The sequence below is a fragment of the Mycobacterium sp. NGS68 genome, from assembly GCF_059812195.1.
Genome location: NZ_JCALCE010000033.1, coordinates 38,064 through 50,572 on the forward strand (window position 1 = coordinate 38,064; position 12,509 = coordinate 50,572).

A 12,509-nucleotide genomic window follows, 5' to 3' on the forward strand; every position below is an offset into this window, starting at 1 on the left:
TAGCCTCTGTGTCACCAGGTGATGAATGGTCGCGTTGCCCGGGGACCAACCGGTGAATGGGTCACCGATGCAGCGAGTTTCGGTCGGACGCCGACTCAGCCGACGCTGGATGTTGATCGTCGCCGTGGTAGTCGTGGCGCTGGCCGGCTTCGCGGTGTATCGCCTACACGGCCTCTTCGCCTCCCAAGATGTCACGTCAACACCTCGCGGCCTCGGTAGCGACGCCGCTCCGTTCAACCCCAAGCGGGTGGTCATCGAGGTCTTTGGCCCGCCGGACACGCTGGCAACCATCACTTACCTGGACGTGAACGCCCAACCTCAGCGAGCCGATGCCGTCTCCCTGCCCTGGGCCTACGACACGACCACCACCCAACCGGCGGTGTTCGTCAGCGTGTCCGCTCAGGGCAACCGCGACTGGATCGGCTGCCGGATCAACATTGACAACGAGGTCAAGGACGAGAGAACGGTGAACCAATTGCACGCCTTCACCTACTGCCTGGACAAGTCCGGATGAGCATCCCCGGCGTCTCGAGACACTCGGTCCCGGATTTCATCCGCCGGTTCTCCGTGCTCATCGCGTTCTTCTGGCTCGGCCTGGCGGTAGTCACGAACGTCTTTGTGCCGCAGTTGGAAAAGGTCGCCCAGGCGCACAATGTGTCGCTGAGTCCCCGCGATGCGCCGTCGCTGCAGGCCAGCAAACGGATCGGCAAGGTATTCCAGGAATTTGATTCCGACAGCGCGGCGATGATCGTGCTGGAGGGGGATCGACCGCTCGGCGCCGACGCGCACCACTACTACGACGGCTTGGTCGAAAAGCTGAGCCAAGACACCAAGCATGTCCAGCACATTCAGAATTTCTGGGGGGACCCGCTGACGGCGGCCGGCTCTCAGAGTTCCGACGGCAAGGCGGCGTTGGTGCAGGTCTACCTCGCCGGTAATCAGGGCGAGTCGTTGGCCAACCAATCCGTCGATTCGGTGCGCAACATCGTCAACAACTCGTCGCCGCCGACGGGCGTCAAGGTCTATGTCACGGGTCCCGCGCCGCTGGTGACCGACCAGTTCGAGGTGGGCGGTAAAGGCACCCTCAAAACCACGCTGATCACCATCGGGGTGATCTTGATGATGCTGATTTGGATCTACCGGCGCGTCAGCACCGCGGCCCTGGTGCTCTTCACCGTCATGGTCGAATTGACCGCTTCCCGCGGAGTCGTCGCCGTGCTCGCGAACGCCGGCATCATCGAACTCTCGACGTACTCGACCAATCTGCTGACGCTTCTCGTCATCGCCGCCGGCACCGATTACGCGATCTTCATTCTCGGCCGCTTTCACGAGGCGCGTTACGCCGGGCAGGATCGCATATCGGCGTTCGAGACGATGTACCGCGGGACCGCGCATATCATCCTCGGCTCGGGCCTGACGATTGCCGGCGCAGTCTTCTGCCTCACCTTCACGCGGCTGCCGTATTTCCAGAGCCTCGGCATTCCCGCGGCATCGGGCGTCCTCATCGCAGTGGTGGCGGCACTGACGCTGGCACCCGCCATGCTGGTCATCGGTCGGCATTTCGGCCTGCTCGAACCCAACCGCCAGATCAGTACACGGCGGTGGCGGCGTATCGGCACGGCGATCGTGCGCTGGCCCGGTCCCATTTTGCTGGTGACCATCGCCGTGGCCCTCATCGGTCTTCTGGCCCTGCCGGGGTACAAGACGAGCTACGACGCCCGCCCCTACATGCCGGCCAGTGCACCGGCCAATGTCGGTTATGCGGCTGCTGAGCACCACTTTTCGCAGGCGCGACTCAATCCCGAACTGTTGATGATCGAAGCCGACCACGATCTGCGTAACTCCACCAGCATGATCCTGCTCGAGCGTGTTGCCAAGGCGATATTCCATACCGACGGCATCGCCGAAGTGCAATCGATTACCCGCCCGCTGGGCACGCCACTGGATCACTCGTCGATCCCTTTTCAGATCAGCGCGGGAAGTGCGTCTCAGATCAACAATCTGCCCTTTCAGCAGTCCCAAAGCGCCGACCTGCTCAAGCAGGTCGCCGTGATCAACAATTCGATAGACATTCTGCGGCAGCAGTATTCGCTGCAACAGCAGTCCAGCGCCGTCACGGACGAGCAGGCGAAGGCATTCCAGCGGACGGTCGCCATCGCCAAAGACCTGCGCGACAAGATCGCCAACTTCGACGACTTCTTCCGGCCGATCCGCAGTTATTTCTATTGGGAGAAACACTGTTTCGACATACCGATCTGCGCCACGTTGCGGTCGTTGTTCGACGCCCTCGACGGCATCGACGCGCTGACCGACGAACTGAACAGCGTCTCGGGCAGCATTGCCAAGCTGGACGCGCTGCAGCCGAAACTGCTTGCGCTGATACCGCCTCAGATCGCAAACCAGGAAACCAACCGTGATCTGACACTGACGAATTACGCCACGAACTCCGGCCTGAACAACCAAGCGGCAGAGGCACTCAAGAACGCGACCGCCCTCGGTCAGGCATTTGACGCGTCGAAAACCGACGACTCTTTTTATCTGCCGCCGGAAGCGTTCACCAACCCCGAATTCCTACGGGGCCTGAAGTTGTTCCTGTCGCCGGACGGCAAGGCCGCCCGCATGATCATCACCCACGACGGTGATCCAGCGACTCCCCAAGGTATTTCGCACATCAACGCCATCAGGCACGCGGCGCAGGAAGCCGTCAAGGGCACGCCCCTGGCCGGATCGAAGATCTACCTTGCCGGCACCGCGGCCACCTACAAGGACATCCAGGATGGTGCCAAATACGACCTCATGATCGCCGGAATCGCTGCGCTCACCCTCATTCTGCTGGTCATGATGGCCATCACCCGGAGCGTGGTCGCGGCGTTGGTCATCGTAGGCACGGTGGCGCTGTCGCTGGGCGCATCGTTCGGGCTCTCCGTGCTGATCTGGCAGGATATCCTCGGCATCCAGCTCTACTGGATCGTGTTGGCGCTGGCCGTAATCCTGCTGTTGGCGGTGGGCTCGGACTACAACCTGCTGTTGATCTCGCGGTTCAAGGAAGAGATCGGCGCCGGCCTGAAGACCGGCATCATCCGGTCGATGGCAGGCTCCGGTGCGGTGGTGACGTCGGCCGGTCTAGTGTTCGCGGCGACCATGGCCTCATTTGTGTTCGCGGACTTGCGGATCCTCGGTCAGATCGGGACCACGATCGCCCTGGGCCTGCTGTTCGACACGCTGATCGTGCGGTCGTTCATGACGCCAGCCATCGCGGCGCTGATCGGGCGATGGTTCTGGTGGCCGCTGAGAGTCCGACCGCGGCCCGCCAGTCAAATGCTGCAGCCCTATGGGTCACGCCAAGCGGTTCGCCAACTGCTGCTGTGGGAGGACGACGACCCAGTGGCACCCGGATCCCAGGCACGCACGGCGCCGGTCGCCAGCGGCCCGCGTAACTGAGAGGGCGCAAGTCGATTTCGACGAAAGCGAAGGAGCAACCGTGAATCCCGGACTTTGGGGGTACCTCACCATCCTTGCCGCGATATCGGCAGTGATCTGCGCGGCATGCGTATTCGTCTATATCGGAAGGTTAGAGAATCGAACGCCCGCATCGATGGGCGAGAAAGTCGGCGCCCATAAGGCGGTCCTGGCCAAATTGCGCAATCGCGAACCCCTGACACAGGACGAGGTCGACTACGCAAGTGAACTGGTCGCCGACGCCCGATCACCGCTTGCCTATGCGATACCCGCCACCCTGTGCTCTGCGGGACTTTTCTACGTGGTCGGCTGCCTCTACGAGCTCCACGTCTACGGCGGAAACCCCTCCTTCCGAACGTTTATCGGGGGACTCCCCGTGCTGGGCTCCATCAACATATTCGCCCAGCTGCGCCGAGTCGCTCGACTGAACAAACGGCTGAAGAGCGCCCCGATCGATTCCATGCACAGCGAGCGCTGACGGGACTGCGCTGTGATAACTCATCCCCCGGTCGCCCCGGAATTGATCGAGGCCGCGGTACGAGCCGCCGAAGCCTTGGGCCGCGACATCGCCGAAGTTCCTGTCAGCGCCATCGCCGACGAAGCCAACATCTCCCGAAGTACGTTGCTGCGCAGACTTGGCGGATCACGCAGCTCTCTGGATGCCGCTGTTCGCGCCGCCGGGATCGATCCCGGTGGTCGCCCCCCGGTTCGCGTGCGTGCGGTCGCCGCAGCCGCAGCGCTGGTCAGTGAAAACGGTTTGACAGCGGCCACACTCGAGGCAATCGCCGAGCGCGCAGAGTGCTCGGTGTTCAGCCTGCACGCCGCGTTCGGGGGGCGCGACGAACTCATGCGCGCCGTGTTCGACGAGTTCAGTCCGATCGGCGACATCGAAGAGTATCTGGCTCGGGCGCATGGCGATCTTTCCACCGTGGTGCACGGCTTCTACCGCACCGTCGCCAACGCGCTAAACCGCGAACCCCGGGTCACCCCAGCTGTTTTCGCCGAGGTGTTCTCGCGACCGACCAGCACTGCGGTGCAGTCACTCGCCCGCTACACGGTACCGCGGATGTTCGGCACGCTCGGGGCTTGGTTCGATGCCGAAATCCAAGCAGGACGCATCCGCGAGCAACCGGTCATGGTGCTGGCCCACTATCTGCTGGGACCGATCATGATCCATATGCTGATGCGCCCTGCCTTCCCCGATGTTCCCGGGCTCGCCCTGCCAGACGTCGACGACGTCTGTGAGGCCTTCGCCGCCAACTTCATTCGGGCTGTGGCAACGCCGCTCGCCGAGGTTAGCCCAGGATCAGACCAGATGTAGGCACACCCGTACCTGCAGTGACCAAAACGTGCTCCACATCGGGCACCGGGTTCACCGAGGTGCCACGCAATTGCCGCACGCCTTCGGCGATGCCGTTCATCCCGTGGATGTATGCCTCGCCGAGTTGGCCGCCGTGGGTGTTGATCGGCAGCCGCCCGCCCACCTCGACGGCGCCGTCGGCGATGAAGTCCTTGGCCTCACCCTTGCCGCAAAATCCCAACTCCTCCAACTGAATCAGGGTGAACGGCGTGAAGTGGTCGTAGAGCACCGCGGTCTGAATATCGCTGGGCGACAGGCCGGACTGCTGCCATAACTGCCGGCCCACCAGGCCCATCTCCGGCAGGCCCAGTTCCGGCCGGTAGTAGCTGACCATTGTGTACTGGTCGGGGCTGGAGCCCTGCGCCGCCGCCTCGATGACGGCCGGACGCTGCTTGAGGTCGCGGGCGCGCTCGGCCGATGTCACCACGATCGCGACCGCGCCGTCGGTCTCCTGGCAGCAGTCCAGCAGGCGCAACGGCTCGGCGATCCATCGCGAATTCTGGTGATCCTCAATGGTGATCGGCTTCTCGTAGAAGTAGGCCTTCGGGTTCTTCGCGGCGTGCTTGCGGTCGGCCACCGAGATGGCACCGAAATCGCGGCTCGTCGCGCCGGACAGGTGCATGTACCGCTGCGCGATCATGGCTACCTGTGCCGCCGGCGTCGACAGCCCGTGCGGATACGAGAAGGAGTTGTCCGCCGCGGTCGAATCCGCCTGCACGCCGGCGCTTCCCGCCAACCGGGTTTGCACCTGGCCGAATCGCATGCCGGACCGCTCGTTGAACGCTCGGTAGGCCACTACGATGTCGGCCACCCCGGTCGCGACGGCGATCGCCGCCTGCTGCACGGTCGCGCACGCTGCACCGCCGCCATAACCGATCTGCGAGAAGAACTTCAGCTCACCGATGCCGACGGCCCGCGCCACCGCCGTCTCGTTGTTGGTGTCCATCGTGAACGTGGTCAGCCCGTCGACGTCGGACGGGCTCAGTCCGGCGTCGTCCAATGCATCCCGCACCGCCTCGGCCGCGAGCCGCAGCTCGCTGCGCCCGGAGTCCTTGGAGAAGTCGGTGGCGCCGATCCCGACGATCGCAGCCTTGCCGGATAGCACTAGGAACCCCCGATCGTGAGCGTCACGTTCGCAATGACGTGATCACCAAGGCTGTTGCGGCCGAATACCTTCAACGTGATCAGACCGTCCTCGACCGCGGTCACCTCGCCGGAGAAGGTGACGGTGTCGTAGGCGTACCACGGCACACCGAGCCGCAGGCCGATCGACTTGATCAACGCCGTGGGGCCCGCCCAGTCGGTGACGTAGCGCTGCACCAGCCCGGTGTCGGTGAGGATGTTGACGAAGATGTCCTTGGATCCCTTGGCCTGCGCCAGATCCCGGTCATGGTGCACATCCTGGAAGTCTCTGGTGGCCAGTGCCGTCGAGATGATGAACGTCGGTGAGCCGTGTAGCTTCAGCTCAGGCAGCTGCAGACCCACTTCCACCACCGGCGCGCTCATGCGTCAGGCTCCCATGCGTAGAGGCTCCACTCCGGGCCGGTCGCACCATCCGGAAAGTCGATATAGGTTGCGCGGACCGGCATTCCGATCTTCACTTCGGAGTGGTCAGAGCCGCGTAGCTCGCCGAGCATGCGAACGCCCTCGGCCAATTCGACCAACGCGATCACGAACGGCAGCGTCCGGCCGGGGACCTTCGGCGCGTGATGCACGACGAAGCTGAACACCGTGCCGCGCCCGCTGGCCACCACATAGTCGATAGGCGTGGCAGGGTCCTGCCACAGCGCCGGCACCGGCGGATGCTGCAGGCTGCCGTCGGCGAGCCGCTGGATGCGCAACTCGTGTGCCCGGATGCCCTCCCAAAAGAAGGCGGTGTCACGCGACACCGCCGGCCGCATCAGGGCGTCGGCGTCCAGGTCGTCCGGGACCGACCCGGCGCCGTCGGCCTCGCGTGGCTTGAATTTCAGGATGCGCCACGCCATCTCGGCGACCTCTTCGTCGCCGACCCGCCAGGTGATGTGCTGGTTGATGAACCAGCCCTCCCCAAGCCCGGTCTGCTTCGGGCCGACCACGTCGCGCATCTCCGAGGCGACGGTGACCTGCTCGCCGGGCTGCAGGTAACGGTGGTAGGTCTGCTCGCAATTGGTCGCGACCACCCCGATGTAACCGGCGTCGTCGAACAGCTGCATGATCGGTCCCATGGGGTCGTCGTCCGGACGCTCCCCGCCCAGCCCGAACATCGTCCACACCTGGATCATGGCCGGCGGCGCGACGATTCCGGGGTGACCGGCCGCCTTGGCCGCGGCCTCGTCGATGTAGATCGGGTTGGCGTCGCCCAGGGCTTCCACCCAGTTTCTGATCGTCGGCTGGTTCACCGGATCCCGGGCGTCGCGCGGCTTGGCGACGACGGTGGCCGTGATCTCCGCGACGGCCTGTCGGATAGCGTCCGCGTCGGTCATCGAGGCACCCTCGGCACCTTGAGCCCCGACGCGGCGATCATCTCCCGCATGACCTCGTTGACTCCCCCGCCGAAGGTGATCACGAGGTTGCGTTTGGTCTGCGAGTCCAGCCACTCCAACAGCTCCGCGGTGTCCGCGTCGGCCGGGTTGCCGTACCTACCGACGATCTCCTCGGCGAGTCGGCCGATGTACTGAATACGCTCGGTGCCAAAGACTTTCGTCGACGCGGCATCGGCCACGTTGATGTCCTCACCGGCGGCGGCGACCTGCCAGTTCAGCAGTTCGTTGATGCGCCACATCGAGTAGATCTCGCCCAGCGCCCGCTTGACGTCCCGGTGATCGATCGGGGTGACGCCGTCGCTGCCCGGCTTGGAGGCCCAGTCGTGCAACCGGTCGTAGATTCCGGCGGTGCGGCCGGCGGGACCGAGCATCACCCGCTCGTTGTTGAGCTGCGTCGTGATCAACCGCCAGCCACCGTTCTCCTCGCCGACCAGCATGTCGGCAGGCACGCGGACGTCGTTGTAGTAGGTGGCGTTGGTGTGGTGGGCGCCGTCGGACAGGATGATCGGCGTCCACGAGTAGCCGGGGTCCTTGGTGTCGACGATCAGAATCGAAATGCCCTTGTGTTTCACGGCTTCGGGGTCGGTACGGCAGGCCAGCCAGATGTAGTCGGCATCGTGGGCACCGGTGGTGAAGATCTTCTGGCCGTTGACGATGTACTCGTCGCCCTGCCGTACCGCGGTGGTCCGCAGCGAGGCCAGGTCAGTGCCCGCCTCCGGTTCGGTGTAGCCGATCGCGAAGTGCACCTCGCCCGCCAGGATCGCCGGCAGGAACTTCTTTTTCTGCAGCTCGCTGCCGAACTGCTGCAGGGTCGGACCGACGGTCTGCAGCGTCACCGCCGGCAACGGCACATCGGCGCGATGCGCCTCGTTGACGAATATGGACTGTTCGATGGAGCCAAAGCCCAACCCGCCAAACTCCTTTGGCCAGCCGACACCCAGCTTGCCGTCCTGGCCCATCCTGCGGATCACCGCGCGGTAGGCCTCGTTGTGCCGGTCGGACTCCATCGCCTTCGCCTCGTCGGACGAAATCAGTTTGGCGAAGTATTCCCGTAACTCCGCCTGCAGCTGGCGCTGCTCCGGCGTCAAGTCGATGAACATTACGGCGCTCCTACGAGGCTGTCTTGGTGGCGACCCGCTGCGCCCGGCTTCGCCGCGCTTGCGGTCGCCACAAGGTCGAGACGGTGCGAAGACCCACCCAACAGCCGGGCCAGGTCCTTGATCGTCGAGTAGTACCGGTGCATCGGATAGGTGATGTCCATGCCCATACCGCCGTGCAGGTGGTGGCAGATCTGCATCACCGGCGGCGCCTGCGACGTCACCCAGTACCCGAGAACATCGAGGTCGGTGGTCGCGTCCCGGCCTTCGGCCAGCTCCCAGATCACCGCCTTCGCCGCCAAATCGATGGTGCGCGAAGCGATGTAGACCTCGGCCAGTTGCGCGGCCACCGTCTGGAACGTCGATAAGGGCTTGCCGAACTGCTTGCGCCCGGCCACGTAGTCCGCCGTCAGTCGCAGCGCCCCGGCCACCAGCCCGTCGGTGTAGGCACCGATCATGGCCAGCGCCAGCTGATTCACTCGCACCGCAGACGCTCCGGCCAGCACGTCAGAGTCGGAGACGGTGACGTCGGCGAACGTCACCGTGTACTCGTCGGAACCGTTCGACGTCGGCGTCCGAACCACCCGCACGCCGTCGGCCTTTGGCGACACCATCACGACCGCACTGTCGGTCGTCACCAAAATCCAGTCAGCGGAATCCGCATATCCGACACCGACTTTGACGCCCGAGAGTCGGCCTTCGTCCAACGCCACCGACGGCTTGTCCGGCAGGGCCCGACCCGGCTCGTTGAGCGCCGCGGTCAGCACGCCGCCTTTCGCGACACCAGCCAGGAAGCGATCCTGTTGCTCGTCCGATGCCAGGTCCAGCAGCGGTACCACGCCGAAGCCGAGGGTGGTCAGGGCCGGCGTGATCGCGCCGTGGCGCCCCACCTCGGTCAGCACCGTGCCGACCTCGGACAGGCCCACCCCGTCGCCACCGAGGCGTTCCGGCACGGCCAGTGCCGCCACACCGCCGTCGATCAGGGCCCGCCAGCTCAGCTCCTTACCCAGGACCGAGGTGACGACGTCGGCGACGGCCCGTTGCTCCTCTGAGAGTTCGAAATCCATATCAATGATCCACCGGGCACTTGCCGGTGTAGTCGACCTGCCAGTGCTTGATGCCGTTGAGCCATCCGGACCGCAGCCGCTGCGGGTCCGAAAGCGGCTTCAGGTCGGGCATGTTGTCGGCGATGGCGTTGAAGATCAGGTTGATCGTCATCCGCGCCAGGTTGGCGCCGATGCAGTAGTGCGCGCCGGTCCCGCCGAAGCCGACGTGCGGGTTGGGACTGCGCATGATGTCGAATTTCTGCGGGTTTTCGAAGGCCTCTTCGTCGAAGTTGGCCGACCGGTAGAACATCAGCACCCGGTCGCCCTTCTTGATCTTGACGCCGGACAGCTCGTAGTCCTCCAGCGCGGTGCGCTGGAAGGTGGTAACCGGGGTGGCCCACCGGACGATCTCGTCGGCGGCCGTCTCCGGACGCTCCTTCTTGTACAGCTCCCACTGCTCGGGGTTCTCCGAGAACGCGATCATCCCGTGCGTGATCGAGTTGCGGGTGGTCTCGTTGCCCGCCACCGCGAGCATCACCACGAAGAAGCCGAATTCGTCGTCGGAGAGCTTTTCGCCGTCGATGTCGGCTTCGATCAGCTGGGTGACGATGTCCTCGCCGGGATTCTGGGCCCGGTCTTCGGCCATCTTCATCGCGTACATGATCAGTTCCGCCGACGACATCTTCGGGTCGATGTGCGCGAACTCGGGGTCGTCGGTCCCGGTCATCTCGTTGGACCAGTCGAACAGCTTGCCGCGGTCCTCCTGCGGCACACCGAGCAAACCGGCGATCGCCTGCAGGGGCAGCTCGCACGACACCTGCTCGACGAAATCACCCGAACCCGCGGCGGCCGCCTCCTCGGCGATCTTCTGGGCGCGGACCCGCAGCTCGTCCTCCAGGCGTCCGACGGCCCGGGGGGTGAAGCCGCGGGAGATGATCTTGCGCAGGCGCGTGTGGTGCGGCGCGTCCATGTTCAGCATGACGAACCGCTGCACCTCGATGTCCTCGCGCTTCATGTCATTGCTGAACCGGGGGATCACGCCGTTTTCGTAGCTGGAGAAGATGTCGCTGCGACGGGACACCTCCTTGACGTCGTTGAGCTTGGTGACCGCCCAATAGCCGCCGTCGTGGAAGCCGCCGCCCTCGCCGGGAGCCTGCTCATTCCACCAGACCGGGGCGGTGGCCCGCACCTGCGCGAACTCCTCGACCGGCACTCGCTCGGCGTAGATGTCGGGGTCGGTGAAGTCGAACCCGGGTGGAAGATTGGGGCTGGACACGCTACTTCTCCTTAAGCTGCAGTCGTCAGTGACCGGTGCTGCTGTGACCGATGGATCACTAGCTCTCCTAGTGAGGCAATGATGCCAGTAAAACATGCCGTAACCGCAGCACAAAAGGGGCGGTCGCGTCGACGGAGCATCCTCGCTTGTCATAGTAATGAAACGTGTTCTAGCCTGGCCCCATGGGTAACCCGGTAATCGTCGAAGCCACCCGCAGCCCGATCGGCAAGCGCATGGGATGGCTATCAGGACTGCATGCCACGGAACTGCTCGGGGCCGTGCAGAAGGCGCTGGTCGATAAGGCCGGCATCGACGCGGGCGACGTCGAACAGGTTATCGGCGGCTGCGTGACGCAGTTCGGCGAGCAGTCCAACAACATCACCCGGGTGAGCTGGCTGGTCGCCGGGCTACCCGAACACGTCGGCGCCATGACCGTGGACTGCCAGTGCGGCAGCGGTCAGCAGGCCAACGGTCTGGTCGCCGGGCTGATCGCGGCGGGTGCCATCGACATCGGCATCGCGTGCGGAATCGAGGCCATGAGCCGCGTCGGGCTCGGCGCCAATGCGGGTCCCGACCGCAGCATCCTGCGGCCCGCGTCCTGGGACATCGACCTGCCCGACCAGTTCACCGCCGCCGAGCGGATCGCCAAGCGCCGCGGCATCATCCGCGAGGACATCGACCAGTTCGGCTTCGACTCGCAGCGCAAAGCAAAGCAGGCATGGGCCGAGGGTCGCTTCGACCGGGAGATCAGCCCGATCGAGGCGCCGGTGCTCGACGAAAACAAGCAACCCACCGCCGAACGCGCCCCCGTCACGCGCGACCAAGGTCTGCGCGACACCACGCTGGAAGGTCTTAGCCAGCTCAAGCCGGTGCTGGAGGGCGGCATCCACACCGCCGGAACGTCGTCGCAGATCTCTGACGGCGCCGCCGCGGTGCTCTGGATGGACGAGGACAAGGCCAAGGCGCTGGGCCTGCGGCCGCGCGCCCGCATCGTCAGCCAGGCGCTGGTCGGCGCCGAGCCGTACTACCACCTCGACGGGCCGGTGCAGTCGACGGCGAAGGTGCTGGAGAAGGCCGGGATGAAGATCGGTGACATCGACATCACCGAAATCAACGAGGCGTTCGCATCCGTGGTGCTGTCCTGGGCGCGGGTCCACGAACCCGACATGGATCGGGTCAACGTCAACGGCGGCGCGATCGCGTTGGGCCACCCGGTCGGCTCGACCGGCAGCCGCCTGATCACCACCGCGCTGCACGAGTTGGAGCGCACCGACCAGACCACCGCGCTGATCACCATGTGCGCCGGCGGTGCGCTGTCGACCGGAACCATCATCGAACGGATCTAGTGCGGATTCAGTTCTCGTGATCGTCTCCGAGGAGAGCCGCATCGCGGCGGCGCAGGCCTACATCGACGCGTTGGTGAGCCACGACGGCGACTCCGTTCCGTTCGCCGCCGACTGCACCCGCGTCGAGCAGGGCATCAAGAATGGGTTCTCCGGAAAGCACTTGCGCCGCAGCCTTAATCGCGGTCCGCAGTACCGGGTAATCGCCGATGCGACCCCGCCGGACTACCGCATCGTCGGCGACGAGGTACATGCCGCGTACGACGTGCTGACCAAGGCGGCGTTCGGCGGGCGACGCGTCGCCGGACGGGTCAACGAGACGTTCGTGATCCCGGCAGAGAATTCGAGCGGGAGAGCCGAGATCCGCCACATCAGGGTTCGCTTCAAACCATTCATTCAACGGTGA

Annotated in this window: 12 protein-coding genes; 6 read left to right on the plus strand and 6 right to left on the minus strand. The window is 64.8% G+C overall.

Annotated elements, in window-relative coordinates:
• The first annotated feature begins 67 nt into the window (after nucleotides 1-67).
• The 4 genes from AC5Y5V_RS25805 to AC5Y5V_RS25820 are packed head-to-tail and all read left to right on the plus strand — an operon-like array spanning nucleotide 68 to nucleotide 4,780.
• Nucleotides 68-514 (plus strand): MmpS family transport accessory protein, encoded by a 447-nt coding sequence (locus AC5Y5V_RS25805; RefSeq protein ID WP_499940797.1) that lies wholly within the window; start codon nucleotides 68-70, stop codon nucleotides 512-514.
• Nucleotides 511-3,441 (plus strand): MMPL/RND family transporter, encoded by a 2,931-nt coding sequence (locus AC5Y5V_RS25810; RefSeq protein WP_499940798.1) that lies wholly within the window; start codon nucleotides 511-513, stop codon nucleotides 3,439-3,441. Before AC5Y5V_RS25805 ends, AC5Y5V_RS25810 begins: the two co-directional genes overlap by 4 nt.
• Before the next feature lie 40 nt (nucleotides 3,442-3,481).
• Nucleotides 3,482-3,937, plus strand: coding sequence for a hypothetical protein (locus tag AC5Y5V_RS25815; protein ID WP_499940799.1), 456 nt, complete (start codon nucleotides 3,482-3,484; stop codon nucleotides 3,935-3,937).
• 12 nt (nucleotides 3,938-3,949) lie between these two features.
• On the plus strand, nucleotides 3,950-4,780 hold the full coding sequence (locus tag AC5Y5V_RS25820; RefSeq protein WP_499940800.1) for a TetR/AcrR family transcriptional regulator: 831 nt from the start codon (nucleotides 3,950-3,952) through the stop codon (nucleotides 4,778-4,780).
• Here AC5Y5V_RS25820 and ltp2 read toward each other — a convergent pair.
• The 6 genes from ltp2 to AC5Y5V_RS25850 are packed head-to-tail and all read right to left on the minus strand — an operon-like array spanning nucleotide 4,755 to nucleotide 10,760.
• Nucleotides 4,755-5,924: a 17-hydroxy-3-oxo-4-pregnene-20-carboxyl-CoA lyase gene (gene ltp2, locus AC5Y5V_RS25825; RefSeq protein WP_499940801.1), complete on the minus strand. Its 1,170-nt coding sequence runs from the start codon at nucleotides 5,922-5,924 to the stop codon at nucleotides 4,755-4,757. The genes AC5Y5V_RS25820 and ltp2 overlap by 26 nt on opposite strands.
• Entirely contained in the window at nucleotides 5,924-6,325 is a 402-nt protein-coding gene (locus AC5Y5V_RS25830; RefSeq protein ID WP_499940802.1) for a MaoC family dehydratase, read from the minus strand. Before AC5Y5V_RS25830 ends, ltp2 begins: the two co-directional genes overlap by 1 nt.
• Entirely contained in the window at nucleotides 6,322-7,281 is a 960-nt protein-coding gene (locus AC5Y5V_RS25835; RefSeq protein ID WP_499940803.1) for a bifunctional MaoC family dehydratase N-terminal/OB-fold nucleic acid binding domain-containing protein, read from the minus strand. Before AC5Y5V_RS25835 ends, AC5Y5V_RS25830 begins: the two co-directional genes overlap by 4 nt.
• Nucleotides 7,278-8,441, minus strand: a complete 1,164-nt coding sequence (gene fadE29, locus AC5Y5V_RS25840) for an acyl-CoA dehydrogenase FadE29 (RefSeq protein WP_499940804.1) — start codon at nucleotides 8,439-8,441, stop codon at nucleotides 7,278-7,280. The genes AC5Y5V_RS25835 and fadE29 overlap by 4 nt, the downstream gene beginning before the upstream one ends.
• On the minus strand, nucleotides 8,441-9,505 hold the full coding sequence (locus tag AC5Y5V_RS25845) for an acyl-CoA dehydrogenase family protein (RefSeq protein WP_499940805.1): 1,065 nt from the start codon (nucleotides 9,503-9,505) through the stop codon (nucleotides 8,441-8,443). The genes fadE29 and AC5Y5V_RS25845 overlap by 1 nt, the downstream gene beginning before the upstream one ends.
• A 1-nt stretch (nucleotide 9,506) precedes the next feature.
• Complete coding sequence (locus AC5Y5V_RS25850; protein ID WP_499940806.1) at nucleotides 9,507-10,760, minus strand: cytochrome P450; 1,254 nt, start codon at nucleotides 10,758-10,760, stop codon at nucleotides 9,507-9,509.
• A 182-nt stretch (nucleotides 10,761-10,942) separates the two neighbouring features.
• Here AC5Y5V_RS25850 and AC5Y5V_RS25855 point away from each other — a divergent pair, with 182 nt between their 5' ends.
• Together AC5Y5V_RS25855 and AC5Y5V_RS25860 are read left to right on the plus strand one after the other, a co-directional pair.
• Nucleotides 10,943-12,106 carry a steroid 3-ketoacyl-CoA thiolase gene (locus AC5Y5V_RS25855; RefSeq protein ID WP_499940807.1) on the plus strand — a complete coding sequence of 388 codons (1,164 nt, stop codon included), beginning with the start codon at nucleotides 10,943-10,945 and terminating at the stop codon, nucleotides 12,104-12,106.
• Nucleotides 12,107-12,122: 16 nt separating this feature from the next.
• Nucleotides 12,123-12,509, plus strand: a complete 387-nt coding sequence (locus AC5Y5V_RS25860; RefSeq protein ID WP_499940808.1) for a DUF8021 domain-containing protein — start codon at nucleotides 12,123-12,125, stop codon at nucleotides 12,507-12,509.

What these genes read in the sequence shown, in the direction of transcription:
- AC5Y5V_RS25845 (WP_499940805.1), bottom strand. Translation starts at nt 9,505, where the DNA reads ATGGATTTCGAACTCTCAGAGGAGCAACGGGCCGTCGCCGACGTCGTC.
- AC5Y5V_RS25830 (WP_499940802.1), bottom strand. Translation starts at nt 6,325, where the DNA reads ATGAGCGCGCCGGTGGTGGAAGTGGGTCTGCAGCTGCCTGAGCTGAAG.
- fadE29 (WP_499940804.1), bottom strand. Translation starts at nt 8,441, where the DNA reads ATGTTCATCGACTTGACGCCGGAGCAGCGCCAGCTGCAGGCGGAGTTA.
- AC5Y5V_RS25835 (WP_499940803.1), bottom strand. Translation starts at nt 7,281, where the DNA reads ATGACCGACGCGGACGCTATCCGACAGGCCGTCGCGGAGATCACGGCC.
- AC5Y5V_RS25805 (WP_499940797.1), top strand. Translation starts at nt 68, where the DNA reads ATGCAGCGAGTTTCGGTCGGACGCCGACTCAGCCGACGCTGGATGTTG.
- AC5Y5V_RS25810 (WP_499940798.1), top strand. Translation starts at nt 511, where the DNA reads ATGAGCATCCCCGGCGTCTCGAGACACTCGGTCCCGGATTTCATCCGC.
- AC5Y5V_RS25855 (WP_499940807.1), top strand. Translation starts at nt 10,943, where the DNA reads ATGGGTAACCCGGTAATCGTCGAAGCCACCCGCAGCCCGATCGGCAAG.